Origin of the sequence: Flavobacterium luteum, assembly GCF_008806775.1 — a bacterium.
Taxonomy (GTDB): domain Bacteria; phylum Bacteroidota; class Bacteroidia; order Flavobacteriales; family Flavobacteriaceae; genus Flavobacterium; species Flavobacterium luteum.
Window position 1 is genome coordinate 100,772 of sequence record NZ_WAEM01000007.1, and the last position, 20,124, is coordinate 120,895.

A 20,124-nucleotide genomic window follows, 5' to 3' on the forward strand; every position below is an offset into this window, starting at 1 on the left:
TGAGTGTTTTTATTTTTTCAGAAAGACATCATATGCAAATCGGATTAATGTTCCTACAACAACAATCAAAAAGAAAATTCGAATGAATGTATTGCCTTTATTAATAGCTAATTTAGCGCCTATAAATCCGCCAATCGCATTACAAATCGCCATTGGAATAGCTATCATCCAAATGATTTTTCCTTTGATGATAAACAAGCAGATTGAGCCGAAATTTGTGGCTAAGTTGACCATTTTAGCATTGGCGGAAGCCTGAAGAAAATCAAAACCAAGTAGAACTATAAATGCCAAAACCAAAAAACTTCCAGTTCCTGGACCTATAAAACCATCGTAGAAACCTATAAAAAAACTGATTAACACCGCATATAAAATTTGTTGTTTTGAGGAATGGAACTTTTCAGCATGAAGTCCGAAATTTTTCTTTACATAGGTGTAAATTACTAACAACGAAAGCACCACAAGTAACAAAGGTTTCATGAAATCATTGCTTACATAGGTCAATACTGTCGAACCTATAAAAGCGGATGGTACTGCTAAAACCATCATAATGAGTAGCAACTTCCAATTCATTTTAACTTTTTTGAGGTATTGGAAAGCTGCAAAAAAGGTTCCACTGAAAGAAGGGATTTTTAAAGTTCCAATAACAGTTGCAACTGGCAAATTGGGCAGAAGAATTAATCCTAGTGGTGTTTGAATTAAGCCTCCACCGCCTACAATAGCGTCGACAAATCCTGCTACAAAAGCAGCTAGGCACAATACAATAAGAATTGCAGACTCAGTCATTCATTAAATTTATCAAAAGTAAGATTTAATTCGAAAAAAAATCCATTTCCGTTTTGGTTCTACTAGTTATATCCTATTTTTGTTCTCGTAAATAAATATAAAATGGATACCACAAAAATAATAGAATTACTTGCTTACACTTTGCCCGCTTTAATTACTGGAGTTGTGGCTTATTACTTTTTTGATTTACACACCAAAAATGAAGAAGGAAGACGTCGTTATTTATTGAATAAAGATGCTCAAAAAGATGCTTTACCACTTCGATTACAAGCTTTTGAACGTATGGTTTTGTTTTTGGAACGTATCAATCCTACAAAACTATTAATACGTATTACACCTATCTCTTCTAACAAAAACGATTATGAAAATTATGTAATTGCCCAAATAGAACAGGAATTTGAGCACAATTTAACACAGCAAATTTACATGTCTGATGCATGTTGGACGATTATTATTACTGCAAAAAATGCTACCATACAAATGATTCGGAAAGCGAGTATGAGTGAGCGTGTAGATAGTGCAGATAAGTTACGCGAGGTGATTTTGAGTGACCTGATGGATAAACAAACTCCTAGCAGTGCAGCTTTAAGCTTTTTGAAAAACGAAATCAACGAGTTTCTATAGCTCTTTTATTTCACTTATGTTTTGACTTTTATTTTTGGCATATTTATACCCTTGATTCCACCATCTTTTCATGTTCCTTTTATTAAAAATTAGGGCATTGTTAGTTAGCTTGGTAGGTGTGTAATATAAATTAAGCTTTACATTTTTAGTGTTTGCAGTTAGTTTTCCAATTATTACATCATGTTTTTCTACCTGATCTAATAAAGTTCCGAACAAATTTACCATTAATGAAAACGGGTTTTTGCCAATCACTCTTACTTTGTTGTTTTTTTCAATTTCTAAAATAACAACATCTATTTCAGTTGCTCCACGAATAATGGCTTCATGAATTGGAACCAAACTTGTAAATCCTCCATCTCCATAATCACATCCTTTTTTATTTGTTATACTCATAAACGGAATGTAATTGCATGAAATCCAAATCCAATCACAAAACTCGGAGTAACTAAAATCTTTTATACTTTTATATTCTACTTCATTTCTAGAAAGATTCGTAACGGTAACAACAACATCTTTTTTAGAGGCTTTTAGTGAATCAAATTCTGATTCTGTGAAACTCGTTGCAATGTATTTTCTAAGTCTATGACTCTCTCCAAAAGTCCTTCTGCCTCTTAAAAATTGCAAAATTACATTAAAATGATTGATAGAAACTGTATCCATACCATCATTCTTTTTTACAATGAACGGATTGACATCAAAAACTTTATCCATGGTCACATTTGTGTAGATACTTTTAATTTTATCAATATTTCCTAATGCCAAATGCGGAATTAATAAACTGCCAGTGGAGGTTCCCAGAAATAAACTGTATCTATTTTTATTTTCTAGCAAATATTGTGCAACACCTCCAGCAAATGCCCCTTTACTTCCGCCCCCAGAAATCACTAATGCTCTCATAATTACATTATTTTTTCATCTAATAATCGTTTCAATTGTGTTTTTTCTCTAACAGGCAATTGAGGTAGAATCTCATTAAAGATAGCCCTGTTTTTTTCTTCTTTTATTAATTTACGAATGGTATCTCTCGAGAATTTTACAAACTGCCAACGGTGATTTCCAGTACCGTATGCTAAACTTATAAATATTTCTTTTGTATTAATTTTTAAATTCAATAACTTTTGCAAAGCATTTTGTTGTATACCTGAATCATAATTAGTTCCAGTATAACTTAACAATTCCTGATAAACTTTAATTTTTTTACTATCATTTTTATAGGTTAAATACGCCAATGAAAGATGCTGTAATTTTAAATTTTTATCTTCAAAACCAATCCAATTCTTAGATAGTTCTATATATTCTTCCCTAAATTTAGGGAAATTTTTCCATAAATTGACTAAAGCAATTTCTTTAGTTTCGTATGATTCATCAAATAATAATGTTTCATACTGCAATCGGAAATTTTCCGGAATTGAAGCCAGACTTGACGCTACTGCTTGACGAACATGCAATTCATTTGTTTTTAAGGCAGCTAATAGTAAATATTCTTTCGGTTCAAATGCCATTGATTCAGATTGGTATATCAATAACTCTTTTATAGGAAAATAAACATCGCTATTTATTAGTTTTAAAATTGATTCTTTATCTGTAACTATATCTAAAGGTGTTTCAAATAATTGCATGTATTGCTTTACAAAATCATTTTTTTGAAGCAAGATATTCACCTCTTCCTTAGGAAAATTTGTAGCTTCTAACCATCTTTTTCGAAAAGCTTTTGTATCATAATTAGAAATCAAATCAATTTCCGACAAAAAATCATCGGTTGTAACATTTTGATAAGCACATTTCTCTAAATAGTTTTTTACTGCCAAATTGAATTTGTCTTTACCTAAAGCTTCTCGCAAGACATGTAATGCCCAAGCTCCTTTTTGATAAAAAGTTAATGAACTCGCTTTTTCGTTTAAAACTGGAATGGTATCTGTTTTTGAAGCTTGTGCAATTTGCCTGGATGTTTTGTATAATTCGTTGTAAAAATAATCCTCTCCAAAAACTTCTCGTTCTGCCAATAAGGAATAATAAGTTGCAAAACCTTCTTGAAGCCAATGTTCTTTTCCCGACTTAGCTGTAACCAAATTTCCAAACCATTGGTGCGCTAGTTCATGAGCATTGATATTGAGATATCTCCTGTCATGATAACCAATACTATCAACTACAAAATCTCTAGAAAAAAGGGTTGTTGTGGTATTTTCCATTCCTGCATAAAGAAAATCACGAACCGGTACTTGACGATACACTTCCCAAGGATAAGGAAAACTTATTTCTTTTTCCAAAAAATCGAACACTTGTTTACTGTATCTGTAGGTTGGTTCTATTTTGTTACTATCGCCTTTCTCAAAATAAAACTCTAATGGTGTTTGTGAAGTTGCCCTTTGCTCTTGTTTTTGAAAATGACCAATTGCCAGCATCAACAAGTAACTACTCATAGGCTTTTGCATTTGATAGTGCCATGAAATACTATCGCCATTTTCAGTTTTATTTACTAAAATTCCGTTAGAAATAACTTCAAAACTTTTCTGAAAAGCAATAGTCAAACCAAAAACCACTTTCTCATTTACATCATCAAAACTGGGCAACCAATTGCTGGTATATCTGCCTTGTCCTTGTGTCCAAATTTGTCCTTGTACTTTTTCAGGAGTATTCATTTCCTTTGAAAAATCCCAATTTACAAAATACATGGCCTGAGTAGGAAAAGCTTCATAGTTGAAAGTTAAAGTGTTTGTCCCGTTTTTAAAACCTTCAAAGAGTAAAAACTGCTTTTTATTGGCTTTAAATTTTACATCAAACCCATTAATCTTCACACTCGAAAACTCCATTTTTTGAGCATCAATCCTGATGGTATCAATTTTTTGATTTACTTCAAAAGTATACTCGCATTTACCAACTACATTCCGTTTGATTGGGTTTATATCTAAAATTGCGTTAATAGTTTTAAAATCAACTACTTTCGTTTGCTGTGCAAAGCTAAAAACCGAAACTAAGAGGAGGAGAAACTTCATAGTTTGTGTCAATCTAATTTTGGTAAACTAAAGGCATCCAAAACACTTTTTTGCTTCATTAATGCTTCTATTTCATCTGATTTTCTCGGAGCTTCTGCCGATAAATTTATGGGGCCTTTTGTAGTGACAAGGATATCATCTTCAATTCGTACGGCAATTCCCCACCATTTTTTATCACAATTGCTCCCTATGGGAATGTAGATACCAGGTTCCACCGTAAGCACCATATTTTCTTCAAAGGCATTGTAAGCACCCGGGTCGTGAACATCTAAGCCAATGTGATGCGAAGTCCCATGCGGGAAATAAATTCTAGCATCTTCCAGCCTATTGATGATTCCCAGTTTTAGCAAACCATTACTGATAATTCTGCGTGCTACTTGGTCAGGGGCACCAAAACTGTTTCCAATTTTTACCTCTGCTATTCCCGCATCTTGAGCCTCATAGACCAAATCATAAATCAATTTTTGTTCTACAGAAAAAGTACCATTAGCAGGAATGGTTCTAGTAACATCGGCAGTATAGCCATGATATTCGGCTCCCAAATCCATTAATACCAATTCATTATCGACTTTGGTTTTACTGTTTTCTACATAGTGCAACACACAACCGTTGTTACCTCCACCCACAATAGAAGGATAGCCTTCATATTCGCTTCCGTATTTTTTGTAGATAAACTCATGCACGCCCTGTATTTCTGCCTCCGACATGCCGGGATGCATGGCTTTCATCGTTTCGATTTGCCCTACTGCCGAAATACGAATCGCTTTGGTCAACAAAACCAGCTCTTCCTTAGACTTAATCTCTCGCAAACTTGCCATATAGCTTTCTAGTGCCGATACATTGATATTAGCCCTTTTTGATGAAATACTTTTTTGTTTGTTCTCATTCTGAAAATTAGAGTTATTCGCAGTTTCCAAAGCAATGTTATAGCCTATCTGACTTTTAAAAGAAGCGATCAATTTGTACAAATCGGCCTCTTCATTTTTGGCATTTCGAACATCCTCCTCAAAATCGGTAAAAAGGACATTATCGAAACTGTAAAAATCGATTCCTGATTTTAGAAACGCTGCCCCGTTCAAGGAATTCTCAAACCCCAACTTGCTTTTAGCGCCTTCAGTCCCAAGGCGAATGCCCGTCCAGAGTTCTCTTTTAGGATTTTTTTCTTGTACATACAGCAGTTCGTTATAGGTCTTGCCTTCCATGTTGGTTTGATTGTCAGAAAAAACAAGCAATACACTATTAGGTTCTGAATATCCCGTTAGGTAATAAAAATTAGGGTCTTGGTGGTACACATAATCAACGTCATTGGCTCTATTGCGTATGGGGTTGGCAAAAAATACTGCGACACTGTTCTTAGGCATCTTTTTGCGCAAGGCTTCTCTTCGTTCTTTATGAAATTGATTGGTGAGGTAATCTGTTGGCGTTCCGCTTTGTGCCCAAGTAAGGGTAACGAAGAAGAGGGCGATTATAAAAGTAAGTTTCGATTTCATCTTAAAAGTGTTCTGTTTGTTCAAGTAAATTTATGATTTTTAAAATACTAGCGTTGTATTTGATTCTAAATTAATAAATCTTTAGCATTTTTTGGTAGTTATAGTCCAATATCGTTAAGTCAACTAAACCACCATGACTATAAGTCCGTAGGTTTGGTTAGCAGACTAAAAGTCTGAATGGCTAAAACGATGTCAAAGAATCTAACCGCAGATTCACAGATTTTAATTAATCAAGCAAAAATTAATCTGCGAATCTGTGGTAAACATTTTTAGAACCTGAAAGGTAAATGCACTAAAGTGCATACTTGTCTGCCGAAAGGCAGTTTTTTAACTATTTTCGAGACCAATAAAAATTATTTCAACCTTGTCTATTCCGATGAAGGAGGAATCTCATATAGTATTCCTGTTTTGTGATTTCTCCCATTGGTCGAAATGATAATAAAATCTTATCTTAATTACGTTGAGTGCTGGCCTATTTCTCTTCGTAGAGTTTCAATAACTGCGTGACGGTATTCCAGTTGCGGATGGTGGCGGTAACATTCAATTTTTTCTCAATGTATTTTTGTTCCAATCGGGTTTTTCCTGCTCCCACAGCATATTTGATATAAATTCTACTGCCATCAATATGTGCTTCATCGGGTTTGACCTGACTCATCTTTAGGTCGCTGATGCTGTCGCTTCGCAAACTAGTCGAGATAAAAGCCACATACAATTTCTTAGTATCTGCATCAGTCGCTTTCAAAAAAGGATTGTTTTGGAAACAGGCCTCTAAATCTTGTTTGCCAATAACCACAACGGGAACTTCGTGCCCAAAAACCTTGAAGATTTCCTGCTTGATGAGAAAGCCCACTTTGGCAGGTTGCTCCTCTGGAGAATCTACAAAAACGTTGCCCGACTGGATGTAGGTGAGCACGTTTTGAAATCCTATGCCCTCAAGCGTGGCTTTGAGTGCCTCCATTTTGAGGGTGTTGTGACCAGAAACATTGATGCCGCGCAGCAGTGCAAGATGAGTTATCATAAAAAGATATTTAAGAGTATTCAAATATAAGGATTGCGGTATAGAATAAAATGCAACTTTTTGAAAAAAATAGTATCTTTGAAACTGATGTGCTAGCGAGTATCGCCAATCTCTACATAAATGGGATGATTGGCGATAGTTTGTATCGAGTATTCACAAGTTGTACCCAATTATACCGAAAATCGTAGAAAAAATGAATTATATTGAACCACAGTCATTCTTAAAATCTTTTACTTGTCCACAATGTGGAACTTTATCCAAACAAGAATGGAGAAAGTTTGATTGGGAAAGTCAAAGAGGACATCAATTTCAGGAAGAATATCCCATTAGAATTGGAACTTGTGACCATTGTGAAAAAAACACTCTTTGGGTTTTCGAAAAATTATTATATCCTGATAATGGAAATGCTCCATTTCCGAATACAGAAATGCCTGAAAATGTTCTAAAACTGTACAGAGAAGCTGCATCAATACACTCAAAATCACCACGTGGAGCAGCAGCTTTATTAAGACTAGCAATTCAAGTTCTGACTAAAGAATTGGGTGAAGACGGAAAAAATATAAATACCGACATTGGAAATTTAGTTAACAAAGGATTACCTAAAATTGTTCAACAATCATTAGACATCGTAAGAGTAACAGGTAACGATGCTGTTCATCCTGGCCAAATTGATACTGATAATCCAGAAACAGTCGGGCAACTTTTTAAGTTGGTTAATGTTATAGTGGAATATATGATTGACTTACCAAAAAGAGTTGGAGGAATATATGAAAGCCTACCGAATGAAAAAAAAGAAGGAATTGAACAACGCGATAAAAAATAACTGGGTACAACAACCCCAACTAGCACTCGTCTATCCAAATTTTCTGGTGCTCGATTGCATCTAGTACCTAAATAAATCAAAACAAAAAATCATAGTGTTTGCAACGCGGATAGTAAAAATCCCGCGCTCCTAAGCAAATCCTATCGTGTGCACAAACCAACAAAATCCAATTTAATCAGTACGACCATCCAATTCCATACGTATCCAATCAACTATTTGTCCTGAAGAAAATATAAAATGACCGCGGTGACTTTAGTATTTGACCGCGGTCAACTGCATAAGTCACCGCGGTCAATTAGTTGCCTCAAGCGGACAAGTTCTCATCTTTGTACTGATGAAACGTACAAATAAACCTGAAATTTCATTTTGTTTACTCGTTTGGTGCCGTTAGCTGTAAACTTTATTGCTTAAAGAATTGATCTTCCTGCAAAAACAAATCGCTTAGCCCATTTTTTAAATTGTTACTTTTTTTTAGTATTTTCGTTTAGAGTTAAAAAAAATATCAATAAACCAATAATAACCCATATACCATGAAAAAAGAAAAAATAGTATTTTGGACAGCGACCACGATCATCGCTTTATTTGAAGGACTTATGCCCGCCTTAACTTTTCAATCAGAAATGGCAAAAGAAGGAATAAAACACCTAGGCTACCCAGAGTATTTCGGCAATGCCTTGGTTGTGTTTAAAGTTTTAGGCGTTTTGGCATTGGTTATTCCACAAATCCCCAAACGTGTCAAAGAATGGGCCTACGCCGGTTTCGCTTTTGACTTTATTTTTGCCACCATCAGCCACGGTGCAGTAGATGGCATCAACGGGCAAACATTCTTCCCATTGGTAGTATTCGCAATATTAGCCGTTTCCTACATTTACTACCACAAATTGAACCCTGATAAAGTAAATTAACTCGTTAGGTTAAATTCAAATTAAATAAAAAAATGTACCACATAGATACATAGATTTACGATTAATCGTTAAAAAATGAATAGAAATAATATTATTTTTCACATAGATTGGCTATGTGAAAAGTAAAATACCTATTCGACTCTTTTAAATACAAACTAATTCTATGTGCCTATGTGGTTAAAAATTTATTTCACCTTACGGCTTAAATTAAACTGTTTTTAAACCTTTTGGTAAAAAAACTGTCCAATTAGCAAATGAAAAACCAAAAACCATGAGAAAGTCTTTTGCCCTTTTTATCCTGATATCCTTGTCTATTTCCAGTTGCAGCAACAGTGACGATACAGTCCAACCTAAACCTACCGAAGCGATGTATTTCCCTCCAACAACAAGTTCCACTTGGGAAACAAAATCACTCTCTAGTCTAGGTTGGAATGAAAGTGCTGTGCAACCCTTGAAAGATTTTCTCATAGACAAAAATACCAAATCGTTCATGATAGTGGTCAATGGAAGAATTGTCATGGAAGACTATTTTAACGGTCATACCGCAACAGACACTTGGCAATGGAACAGTGCAGGTAAAACATTGGTAGCCACAACCACAGGAATTGCGCAACAAGAGGGTCTATTGGCTATAAACAATAAAGCTTCCGATTATCTCGGAACATCATGGACCAACATGCCTTTGGCTAAAGAAAACCAAATTACCGTTAGAAACCTATTGACCATGACTTCTGGAATTGATGATAGCAAACAATTAATAGTAAAACCCAACCTTACCTATGTTGCTGATGCCGGAACGAGATGGGCCTACAGCAATGTTTTTCAGAAATTGACCGATGTAGTCGCCGATGCCAGTGGAAAACCTTTTGAGACCTATTTCAACGAAAAACTAAAGGACAAAATAGGCATGGATGGCTTTTGGAATTTCGGAACCATCTTTACCATTTATAACAGCACTACGAGGAGTATGTCACGATTTGGTCTTCTAGCGCTCAACAAAGGAAAATGGAATAATGAGCAAATTATCAATGAAACCTTTTTTAATGAAAGTACGGCAACTTCTCAAAATATCAATCCCTCCTACGGCTACTTGTGGTGGTTGAATGGGAAAACAAAATACATGATTCCGAGTGAGCAAACCGTTTATCCAGGTTCATTAATACCAAATGCACCTGCAGATATGTATGCGGCTATGGGAGCCAGTGATCAGCGCATCTATGTAGTGCCAAGCAAAAACATGGTTATTGTACGAATGGGTGACGCTTCTGACCCTGACAATCCAAATTTTGCCATATCTGGTTTTGATAATGCGCTTTGGGAGAAGATCAATGCTGTGATAAAGTAAGCCAATTCAAAAACTACCTACAACTATACAACCTCGTTTAACTCCTAATATTTAGGAATAAGCGAGTTTTATTTTTGTGATATTCTCCTTTTCTCCAACAAACAATCTCCTTCCTTCCATTTCGGAATTTCCAAACAAAAAACTATCTTCGCTAGATAATAATATACTTTCTAAGTAGTTCCAAAATATAAAATGTCAAACCTTCTTCAAACTCCTATCGAATACCTTAAAGGCGTTGGCCCCAATCGTGGTGAGCTGCTCCGAAAAGAATTAGGGATTCACAAGTATGAAGATTTGATACAGTTATACCCTAATCGATATATCGACAGGACACGCTATTACAAAATTAATGAATTGCAAAACAATCCCGCCGAAGTGCAACTCATTGGTAAAATCATAAACATTAAAACGGTAGAGCAAAAAAGAGGCAAACGATTAGTAGCTACATTTACTGACGAAACAGGGCAAATGGAATTGGTTTGGTTTCAAGGTCATAAATGGATACGTGAAAGTTTAAAATTGAATGTTCCTATTGTGATTTTTGGGAGATGCACTTCGTTTAATGGTTTCTTTAACATGGCACATCCTGAAATTGAACTCTTAAATGAACACGAACAAAGCTTGCGCTCTGCCATGCAACCTGTTTATCCATCTACAGAAACCTTAACCAATAGAGGCATTTCTAATCGAGTGGTTAATAAGCTTATGCAACAATTGTTTCAGGAAACCCAAGATTTATTTTCTGAAACTTTACCACACTATTTAATTGACGAACTGAAGTTAATTTCAAAAAAGGCAGCCCTTTTTAACATTCATTTTCCTAAAAGTCCTGATGCTTTGGCTAAAGCACAATTCAGATTAAAATTTGAAGAGCTATTTTTTATACAACTTCAACTCATTACAAAAAACCTCATCAGAAAGCAAAAAATAAAAGGACATCCTTTTACAATTGTGGGTGATTATTTCAATACTTTTTTCCAAAATCATTTGCCTTTCAAATTAACAAATGCACAGAAAAGAGTGCTGAAAGAAATCAGGAATGACATGGGCAATCCCGCGCAAATGAATCGATTGTTACAAGGTGATGTGGGATCAGGAAAAACCATAGTGGCATTTATGAGTATGTTATTAGCATTAGACAATGGCTTTCAATCCTGCTTGATGGCTCCAACAGAAATTCTAGCCAATCAGCATTTTTTAGGATTAAGCGAGTTAGCTAAATCATTAGATATCAATATTAAAATCCTAACCGGTTCAACCAAAACTTCGGAAAGAAAAATCATTCATGAGGGATTAGAAAACGGCAGCTTACACATTATCATTGGAACTCATGCCTTGCTAGAAGACAAAGTAAAATTTAAAAATTTAGGATTGGCTATTATCGATGAGCAGCATCGTTTTGGTGTAGAGCAACGTTCTAAATTGTGGAAAAAAAATGAGATTCCGCCACACGTTTTAGTCATGACCGCCACACCTATTCCGCGAACTTTGGCAATGAGTTTGTATGGCGATTTAGATATTTCAGTCATTGATGAATTGCCTCCTGGACGAAAACCCATACAAACGGTGCATCGTTTTGATTCAGACAGATTAAAGGTTTGGAAATTCATTCGGGATGAAATTGCCAAGGGCAGACAAATTTATATTGTTTATCCATTGATTCAGGAATCAGAAAAAATGGATTTTAAAGATTTGATGGACGGTTATGAAAGTATTTCTCGCGATTTTCCTTTACCTCAATATGCCATTTCTATACTGCATGGCAAAATGAAACCTGCCGATAAAGATGCCGAAATGAAACGTTTTGCAGAGGGAAAAACGAATATAATGGTTGCTACAACAGTTATTGAAGTTGGTGTAAATATCCCAAATGCAAGTGTTATGATTATAGAAAGTGCGGAGCGTTTTGGACTTTCGCAACTGCATCAATTGCGAGGTCGTGTGGGTCGTGGAGCCGAACAAAGTTATTGTATATTAATGACTTCTCACAAATTATCAAGCGACAGCAAAACCCGAATGGAAACGATGTGTAGAACCAATGATGGATTTGAAATTGCGGAGGTAGATTTGAAGTTAAGAGGTCCCGGAGATTTAATGGGAACCCAACAAAGTGGAGTACTCAATTTGCGAATTGCTGATATTGTTCGCGATAAAGATATTTTACTACTTGCAAGACATCATGCGGTCAAACTTTTAAAAGAAGATGCGCCTATGCAAAAACCCGAACATGCTGCTTTGAGATTGGCATTTATAGAATTGACAAAAAAGAAAAATATTTGGAATTATATTAGCTAAATGATAATTGATAATTATCTTTGACAACTTGAAAATAGAGTAACAATATCATGAAAATATCGTACAACTGGTTAAAACAATTCATTAAAATTGATTGGAAATCTGACGAAACTGCAGCTTTACTAACTGACTTAGGTCTTGAAGTAGAGATTGTTGAAAAATACCAATCGGTAAAAGGAGGTTTAGAAGGAATTGTTGTAGGCCATGTTTTGACTTGTGAACAACACCCTAACGCCGACCGATTAAAAGTTACCACAGTGGATTTAGGCGATGGAATTCCAGTACAAATAGTATGTGGTGCCAGTAATGTTGCTGCAGGACAAAAAGTACCAGTTGCTACCATAGGAACTACTTTATACGACAAAAACGGAGATCCTTTTGTTATAAAAAAAGGGAAAATTCGGGATCAAGAAAGTCACGGAATGATTTGTGCCGAAGATGAATTGGGTCTGGGAACGAGTCATGAAGGTATTATGATTTTAGATGCTGCATTAAAACCTGGAACATCGGTTGCTAAAGTATTCAAAATTGAAAATGATGAAATATTCGAAATTGGCTTAACACCAAACCGAGCTGATGCAATGAGCCATTTAGGAACGGCTAGAGATTTAAGAGCAGGTTTAATTCAGAGTGGTATGAATCTGGAATTGATTACGCCATCTGTCAGTAATTTTAGAGTAGATAAACGTACTTTAAAAATTGATGTTAGTATTAAAGATGCTAAACTTTCTCCAAGATATTGCGGAGTAACCATTTCGGGAATTACCATAAAAGCTTCTCCTGAATGGTTGCAAAATCGTTTAAAATCAATAGGATTAAATCCGAAAAATAATATTATAGATGTTACAAATTATGTATTACATGAATTAGGGCAGCCATTGCATGCATTTGATGCTTCAAAAATTAATGGCAAAATTGTTGTAAAAACGCTACCAACAGGAACCAAATTTACTACTCTTGACGATATAGAAAGAACCTTACACGAAGAAGACTTAATGATTTGTGATGATAAAGGTCCGCTTTGCATTGCTGGCGTTTTTGGCGGAAAAAATTCGGGAGTTACTGAAAACACTACTAATATCTTTTTAGAAAGCGCTTATTTTAATCCTGTAAGTATTAGAAAAACGGCCAAAAGGCATACTTTAAGTACCGATGCTTCGTTTCGATTTGAAAGAGGTGTTGATCCTACAATTACCGAATATGCTTTAAAACGTGCCGCTTTATTAATACAAGAAGTAGCTGGAGGCGAAATTACATCGGATATTATTGATATTTATCCCAAAAAGATAGCTGATTTTCCTGTGTTTTTAAATTTTGCTAAAACATCTAAATTAATAGGTCAAGAATTGCCTAAAGAAATCATCAAAAAGATTTTGGCATCGCTCGACATTAAAGTAAATAGTGTTACCGATGCTGGCTTAGGACTTACAGTTCCTGCCTATAGAGTTGATGTACAAAGAGAGGTTGATGTTATTGAAGAAATCCTTCGAGTGTACGGATACAACAACATCAATTTTACCAAAAAACTAAATGCTACTGTTTCCAACTCTGCCAGAACCGAAGATTATAAAGTTCAAAATATTATTGGAACACAACTGAATTCTTTGGGATTTCATGAAATGATGGCCAATTCATTGACTTCTCCTGAGTATGTTGAACTATCTGAGCTATTGCAAAAAGAGCATAATGTAATGATGTTAAATCCTTTAAGTAGCGATTTATCTGCTATGAGGCAATCATTATTGTTTTCAGGATTAGAAGCCGTTTCCTATAATATAAATCGCAAAAATTCCGATTTAAAATTATTCGAATTCGGAAAATCGTATCATAATTTCTCTACAGGATATGAAGAACAAAAACATCTAACGCTTTTTGTTACCGGAAATCGAACGTCAGAAAGTTGGACAAGTCCAGAAAAAGCTACTGATTTCTTTTTATTCAAAGGCTATATTGAAGCAACACTTTCTAGATTAGGGATTTGTAAAACCAAAAATGAACCTGTTAAATCTGATGTCTTTGCCGAAGGAATTGCTATTGCTGTAGGTGATGAAATAGTAGTAGAATTTGGAACTATTAAAAAAACAATTTTAAAACATTTTGATGTAAAGCAAGAAGTGTTTTTTGCCGATTTTAATTGGTCGTTGGTTTTAAAACTACTTTCCAACAAAATTAAATTTACAGATATTCCTAAATATCCTGAAGTAAGAAGGGATTTAGCTTTATTGCTAGATGAAAACATCGCATTTGATTCAATATATAAAATTGCGAGACAATCTGAAAAGTCATTATTAAAAAACATCAATCTTTTTGATGTATATCAGGGTAAAAATTTACCTGAAGGAAAAAAATCCTATGCCGTAAGTTTTACCATTCAAGACAGCACAAAAACACTTACAGACGAGCAAATTGATAAAGTGATGACTAAATTACAAAAGAATTTTATTGCTGAACTTGGAGCAAGTTTACGATAGAATCTATTTAAAATCAAATCATATATCCCTGAATTTTAAGTTTAGGGATTTTTTTTGGCCATTTCTTTTAAAGATATTACAATCCTTTTTATATCTATTTAAAAAATCATTACCTTTATTTAATGATTAGAATTTAGAACTAATGAAAGTAAAGATTGTATCAATAATTACATTCCTCTTTATAGCTACTTCAATATCAGCTCAATCTACTATTGATAAATGGGTTGCTATGAAAGATTTTCATGTTATTTTATCACAAACGTTTCATCCAGCCGAAGAAGGAAATTTGGAACCCATAAAATCGCGTTCCGAAGAATTCATGAACAAGGCTAACGATTTACTTCAATTAGATATTCCAGAAGAATTTAGAACAAAAGAAATTTTAATTTTATCAGAAAATTTGCAAATTAAAAGCAAAACTTTGCATGCATTAGTACTTTCTATTGCTCCAGATGAAGAAATAACAAAATCAATTACAGAAATCCACACTATTTTTCATCAAATAATTGGACTTTGTACAGAAGAAAAAAAGTGAATTTAGAAACAAAACTGCTCAAATTTATTAATGCTTTATAAATTTTTATTTCAAAAATCCAACAGTCTAAAAAACTAAAATTCAGAATTTATATTTTACATTTGCTTTTTCAACAAACAAAACGATTATGGTTTATAAATTTAGAGTAATTCTCGATACCGAAGACGATGTTTTCAGAGATATTGCGATACTTGAAGATGATACTTTAGAAGATTTACACAATGCTATAGTAAATGCTTTTGGCTTTGATGGCTTAGAAATTGCATCTTTTTATACATGTGATGATAAATGGAATCAGGACGAGGAGATTTCACTTTTTGATACTGGAGATGTTCCTGGCGAACAAAAAATAATGAGTGATTATATTTTGTCAGAAATACTAAATAAAGAAAACACCAAAATCATTTATGTTTATGATTTTCTAAACATGTGGACTTTCCTTGTTGAATTAGCTGCAATAGAAGAACAAACACTTGGAAATGTGTATCCTGAAACCCTATTTTCGCATGGAATTATGCCACTAGATGCTCCCGAAAAAGATTTTGAAGCTGATATGAACGATGATATTTATGGCGAATTTGAAGATGATTTTGATGAAGAAGATTTAGACATGCTTGATGGCGGAGAAAACTTTGAAGATTATGGCTTTGAAGAAAATTGGAATTAAATTTAAAATTGTTTAAAAGTTTAAAATTGTTTAAGATAGTTGCTTGATGGCTACAATAAAAAGATTTGAGGATTTAGAAATTTGGCAAGAGGCAAGAAGACTATCTAAAGAAGTTATTTCAATATCCAAAACCACTGAATTAAATAGAGATTTTAAACTTAAAGACCAAATTAAGGGTTCTTCAGGTTCAGTTATGGACAATATTGCCGAAGGATTTGAGCGAAACGGTAATGGTGAATTCAAACAATTTTTAGCTATAGAAAAGGGTTCTGCAGGAGAAACTCGTTCGCAATTATACAGAGTTTTCGATAATGAATACATAAATGAAATGCAATTCAATATCTTGATTGCTGAATACGAAAAATTAAGTGTTAAAATCCACAATTTCATCGTCTATTTAAATAAAAAAGATTTTAAAGGAACCAAGTTTATTTCTTCTTAAACAGTTTTAACCTTTTAAACAACCTTAAAATCTTAAACAATTTTAAACAAAATATACATTATTAAAATATCTAATGATAAACTTATACAATACCCACATCGAAACACTTTCCATACATCGCGTTGGAAATAAAAGCCGCAATGAAGCTATTTTCTTGTCTGAACAACCGTACTCACTAAATGACGAGATTGTTCCCTTAATTAAAGAATATTTCTTTAAACCTTTTCGGGAAAAAGAGGAAAATTATTATCAGTTTGCCCATGAAGTCGATTTAGATTACAATGACATGTATAAATATGCTTCAGAAATTTTTACAAACCCAAGTAATTTCCATGCGGTTTCTAAAAATATAACAACGCATTTATTCGAGCAATCGAATCATCCTCATATTAAAAATGGCGAAGTGTATGTAACCTATTTGACCAATTTAAATATTGATAATAATGTTGTAGATGCGATAGGAATTTTTAAAAGCGAAATACAATCTGATTTTTTACAGTTTGAAGAAAAAGAGACGTCGTTAGAAATGATTTTACAACACGGAATCAACCTGAATAAATTAGATAAAGGCTGTATTATATTTAACCATAAAAAAGAAGAAGGCTACAAGATTCTTACTGTTGATAGCAACCGTTATGATGCCAGATATTGGTTAGAACATTTCCTTTCAGTTGATGCTTTTGAAGACGAAAATTTCATCACTAAGAAATACTTGAAATTCTGTCAAGGCTTTGCCAAAGATGTTGTTTTTCCTGCCGAAGACAAGAAAGAAGAAGTAATGTTCATGAACCGATCGGTGAACTATTTTGCTAAAAACGATCAGTTTGAAGAAACCAATTTCTTAAACGAAGTATTAGACAATCCTGATTTGATTCCGGAGTTTAAAAACTACAAAGTAGACAAAGGCGAAAAATATTCTATCGAAGATATTACTACTTTCCCAATAGCCAATGCAGCGGTTTCTGATGCTAGAAAATCGATTAAAAACGTGATTAATTTGGATACTCATATTCAAATAAAAATGGATTTTATTAATCCCGAAAGTGCCGAAAAATATGTAGAAAAAGGCTGGGACGAAGAAAAACAAATGTATTATTATTTGGTTTACTTTAATAAGGAGCAGAAGAGTTAGAGAGAAAAAAGGCGTTTAAATAAACTTAAACGCCTTTTTTCTCATACTTTACCTATCAAAAGCATTCGTGTTTTTATAATTTCGGGTAACAAACCCAAAAGCAGCTTTCATAACATTTCCCATAGATTTGGCTCTTTTAAAATTCAAATCATTAGTATAGCCGTACAATTCAAGTTTTAATTGTTTCAAATTGGCTTCTGGGGAAATCGAATCATTACCCATGATTTCAATTAATAATTCAATACGATTTTCGGCAGAGTGAATTCTTTTTGCTAATGCGGCTCGTTCTTCATTTTTATATTGCTCAATTGAACTTTCTTCCAATTTTCCTTTTACCAATTGTACCATTGGATAATTTTCTTTAAAAAACTGCGGTCTATAAACTTTAAAATTTCCTTCGTAACATTGCTGATCAAAATCTATTGGTCGTATTTTAAAAACAATTTGATCAAAATCATGAATAGGAACAATAACGTAATTATAGGCACGCATATCACCCAACAACCGAATCATGCAACGCTCGTTAAACTTGACAAACTCTTTGGCAATTTGAGCTTTCTCGGTTTCGGTACATTTCTTTAAATGTTTTTTTATGAAAACATCACCGGGAATTCCAATAATATGTTCTTCGATTAACGTATCGTTAAACACTAAAAAATTGATTTTATCAGGCGAAAGAATGTCTTCTAATTCTAAACCATAAATTCGTGAAGCATCAGCTTTCTTAATATAAAAATGAGTATAATTATCATTGAGAATGTTTCTAACTTTAACTCGAAAAGGTTTAGAATTTCCGAATGTACAGTAATCAATACAATCTACATTCAAAAACTTAATAATGCTTAAATTACCATCAGAATGCAATAGCGAATAAATTTTCTTTAATGTCAAATCAATTTCGGCTCTTTCAAATTCAGTATAATAGACCCGAATCCATAATGAATCTTGATTTTCAGCATCGTAGACATTTACCGAACCAGAAAAACGCAATAAATCATCATAACTTATCGAAACTTTCGATTTTCGATCAAAACGCTCCAAATATTCCATTAATGAACTATTAACAGAATAAGATGGTTTTTTTAGAAGCATTAAAGGCTCGCTCATTGGTTTAACTTTTAAGCAAATTTACGATAAAATTAAAATGGTATTGCAACTACTATTTATTCATAATTTTAAATAAGAATTATATTTTTAAAATTTAAAGCCTACAATTCTAAATTACTCTTTATCAAGTTTTTAAAAATAGCAAAATTTGTAAGTTTACTAATATATTTTTATAATAAACAAGTACTTAATCGATGTAATTTGCTGTTTATCATACTTTTAAATACATTTACAGACTAATAAATTTTTCTAAAGCATGATAAATTCAAAATTCAAAAACGTATTTATTGCAAGAAAATTATGGTGTTCCTTTTTTGGACATCGATTTGTAACAACTAAAAATGTAACGAATCATTTTAAAGAATATAAATGTTGCAAATGCAATTTAGAATTGACTAATGATGAAAAAGGACGGAAAATTTTCCTAACCCCTGAATTAAAAGACATTAATAATACTCTAGAACTTTTTTATCAAAAAAGACATCATTTGGTTTGAAATTTATTTTCTTTTTAAGGTAATAAATCCCTATCTTGTTCGTCCTATAAAAAATTAAAAGACGAAACCTTGGAAACCATTCTTTCTATTACTAATCTCAACAAACGATTTGGCTCGGTTCATGCAGTAAAAAATGTTTCGCTCGAAATACAAAAAGGCAATGTTTACGGAATATTAGGCCCAAACGGAAGTGGTAAATCGACTACATTAGGCATTGTTTTAAATGTTGTTAATAAAACTTCTGGTGACTACAGTTGGTTTGGAGGTACTATGCAAACCCATGAAGCTTTAAGAAAAGTAGGTGCAATTATTGAACGTCCAAATTTTTATCCGTACATGACGGCTAGAGAAAATCTAGAATTAGTTTGTAAAATTAAAAACATAAATACTGCTAAAGTTCACGAAAAACTAGAATTAGTTGGTTTATTAGAAAGAGAAAATAGCAAATTCAGCACTTTCTCACTAGGAATGAAACAGCGATTGGCAATAGCCTCTGCCCTACTAAACGACCCAGAAATTTTAATTCTTGACGAACCAACAAATGGTTTAGACCCACAGGGAATTCATCAAATTCGTGATATTATCAAACAAATCGCTGCACAGGGAACAACAATTTTATTGGCATCGCACTTATTAGATGAAGTTGAAAAAGTGTGTACTCATGTGTTGGTTTTACGCAAAGGCGAAATATTATATTCTGGCAGGGTAAACGAAATGACAAGCAATGAAGGTTTTTTTGAATTAGAAAGTGATGACAAAAGGGTTCTAAAATCTGTTTTGTTGCAACATCCATCAATAGATAAAGTAATTGATGAAAATAGTAAAGTATTAGTTTATCTAAAATCTCCACTGCAAGCTTCCGAATTAAACCGCTATTTGTTTGAGAAAAACATTGTTTTAAACCACTTAGTTAAACGTAAAAATAGTTTAGAAGAACAATTTTTAGAACTGACAAAGAAATGACAATAGCAATTTCAATTCTGAAGGCAAATATAATG

General features: G+C 33.5%; 18 protein-coding genes. 12 read left to right on the forward strand and 6 right to left on the reverse strand.

What is annotated here, in order from left to right:
- Positions 1 to 9 precede the first annotated feature (9 nt).
- The gene (locus tag F6464_RS12265) at positions 10 to 783 is read right to left on the reverse strand and encodes a sulfite exporter TauE/SafE family protein (protein WP_151108234.1); all 774 of its coding nucleotides are present in this window, start codon (positions 781 to 783) and stop codon (positions 10 to 12) included.
- Positions 784 to 885: 102 nt separating this feature from the next.
- On the opposite strand from F6464_RS12265, the gene F6464_RS12270 reads away from it, so the two are divergent.
- Complete coding sequence (locus F6464_RS12270; RefSeq protein WP_151108235.1) at positions 886 to 1,407, forward strand: DUF7935 family protein; 522 nt, start codon at positions 886 to 888, stop codon at positions 1,405 to 1,407.
- Here F6464_RS12270 and F6464_RS12275 read toward each other — a convergent pair.
- The 4 genes from F6464_RS12275 to F6464_RS12290 form a co-directional block, all read right to left on the reverse strand.
- Positions 1,402 to 2,304 carry a patatin-like phospholipase family protein gene (locus F6464_RS12275; RefSeq protein WP_151108236.1) on the reverse strand — a complete coding sequence of 301 codons (903 nt, stop codon included), beginning with the start codon at positions 2,302 to 2,304 and terminating at the stop codon, positions 1,402 to 1,404. The genes F6464_RS12270 and F6464_RS12275 overlap by 6 nt on opposite strands.
- 2 nt (positions 2,305 to 2,306) lie before the next feature.
- Positions 2,307 to 4,400 carry a M1 family metallopeptidase gene (locus F6464_RS12280; RefSeq protein WP_151108237.1) on the reverse strand — a complete coding sequence of 698 codons (2,094 nt, stop codon included), beginning with the start codon at positions 4,398 to 4,400 and terminating at the stop codon, positions 2,307 to 2,309.
- 8 nt (positions 4,401 to 4,408) lie between these two features.
- Complete coding sequence (locus F6464_RS12285) at positions 4,409 to 5,890, reverse strand: aminopeptidase P N-terminal domain-containing protein (RefSeq protein WP_151108238.1); 1,482 nt, start codon at positions 5,888 to 5,890, stop codon at positions 4,409 to 4,411.
- 472 nt (positions 5,891 to 6,362) lie between these two features.
- The gene (locus F6464_RS12290; RefSeq protein ID WP_151108239.1) at positions 6,363 to 6,908 is read right to left on the reverse strand and encodes a DUF1697 domain-containing protein; all 546 of its coding nucleotides are present in this window, start codon (positions 6,906 to 6,908) and stop codon (positions 6,363 to 6,365) included.
- Positions 6,909 to 7,101: 193 nt separating this feature from the next.
- Between F6464_RS12290 and F6464_RS12295 the strand changes: the two genes are divergently transcribed.
- The 9 genes from F6464_RS12295 to F6464_RS12335 all read left to right on the forward strand — a co-directional run bounded on the left by F6464_RS12295 (position 7,102) and on the right by F6464_RS12335 (position 17,523).
- Positions 7,102 to 7,731 (forward strand): DUF4145 domain-containing protein, encoded by a 630-nt coding sequence (locus F6464_RS12295; protein ID WP_151108240.1) that lies wholly within the window; start codon positions 7,102 to 7,104, stop codon positions 7,729 to 7,731.
- A 530-nt stretch (positions 7,732 to 8,261) separates the two neighbouring features.
- Positions 8,262 to 8,636: a DoxX family protein gene (locus F6464_RS12300; RefSeq protein ID WP_151108241.1), complete on the forward strand. Its 375-nt coding sequence runs from the start codon at positions 8,262 to 8,264 to the stop codon at positions 8,634 to 8,636.
- A 271-nt stretch (positions 8,637 to 8,907) separates the two neighbouring features.
- The gene (locus F6464_RS12305; RefSeq protein WP_151108242.1) at positions 8,908 to 9,981 is read left to right on the forward strand and encodes a serine hydrolase domain-containing protein; all 1,074 of its coding nucleotides are present in this window, start codon (positions 8,908 to 8,910) and stop codon (positions 9,979 to 9,981) included.
- Positions 9,982 to 10,173: 192 nt separating this feature from the next.
- Positions 10,174 to 12,276 carry an ATP-dependent DNA helicase RecG gene (gene recG / locus F6464_RS12310; protein ID WP_151108243.1) on the forward strand — a complete coding sequence of 701 codons (2,103 nt, stop codon included), beginning with the start codon at positions 10,174 to 10,176 and terminating at the stop codon, positions 12,274 to 12,276.
- 50 nt (positions 12,277 to 12,326) lie between these two features.
- Complete coding sequence (gene pheT / locus F6464_RS12315; protein WP_151108244.1) at positions 12,327 to 14,747, forward strand: phenylalanine--tRNA ligase subunit beta; 2,421 nt, start codon at positions 12,327 to 12,329, stop codon at positions 14,745 to 14,747.
- A gap of 142 nt (positions 14,748 to 14,889) precedes the next feature.
- Positions 14,890 to 15,282 carry a hypothetical protein gene (locus F6464_RS12320; protein WP_151108245.1) on the forward strand — a complete coding sequence of 131 codons (393 nt, stop codon included), beginning with the start codon at positions 14,890 to 14,892 and terminating at the stop codon, positions 15,280 to 15,282.
- Positions 15,283 to 15,409: 127 nt separating this feature from the next.
- A complete protein-coding gene (locus F6464_RS12325) occupies positions 15,410 to 15,949 on the forward strand; it encodes an IS1096 element passenger TnpR family protein (RefSeq protein WP_151108246.1) in 540 nt (179 codons plus the stop codon).
- A 46-nt stretch (positions 15,950 to 15,995) separates the two neighbouring features.
- Positions 15,996 to 16,391 (forward strand): four helix bundle protein, encoded by a 396-nt coding sequence (locus F6464_RS12330; protein WP_151108247.1) that lies wholly within the window; start codon positions 15,996 to 15,998, stop codon positions 16,389 to 16,391.
- A 73-nt stretch (positions 16,392 to 16,464) separates the two neighbouring features.
- Positions 16,465 to 17,523, forward strand: coding sequence for a nucleoid-associated protein (locus F6464_RS12335; protein WP_151108248.1), 1,059 nt, complete (start codon positions 16,465 to 16,467; stop codon positions 17,521 to 17,523).
- A gap of 48 nt (positions 17,524 to 17,571) precedes the next feature.
- On the opposite strand, the gene F6464_RS12340 is transcribed toward F6464_RS12335, so the two are convergent.
- Positions 17,572 to 18,630: a hypothetical protein gene (locus F6464_RS12340; RefSeq protein ID WP_151108249.1), complete on the reverse strand. Its 1,059-nt coding sequence runs from the start codon at positions 18,628 to 18,630 to the stop codon at positions 17,572 to 17,574.
- A 256-nt stretch (positions 18,631 to 18,886) separates the two neighbouring features.
- Here F6464_RS12340 and F6464_RS12345 point away from each other — a divergent pair, with 256 nt between their 5' ends.
- Both F6464_RS12345 and F6464_RS12350 read left to right on the forward strand, forming a co-directional pair.
- Positions 18,887 to 19,126: a hypothetical protein gene (locus F6464_RS12345; protein ID WP_151108250.1), complete on the forward strand. Its 240-nt coding sequence runs from the start codon at positions 18,887 to 18,889 to the stop codon at positions 19,124 to 19,126.
- Between the two features lie 69 nt (positions 19,127 to 19,195).
- Positions 19,196 to 20,089, forward strand: a complete 894-nt coding sequence (locus F6464_RS12350; protein ID WP_151108251.1) for an ABC transporter ATP-binding protein — start codon at positions 19,196 to 19,198, stop codon at positions 20,087 to 20,089.
- Positions 20,090 to 20,124: the final 35 nt, after the last annotated feature.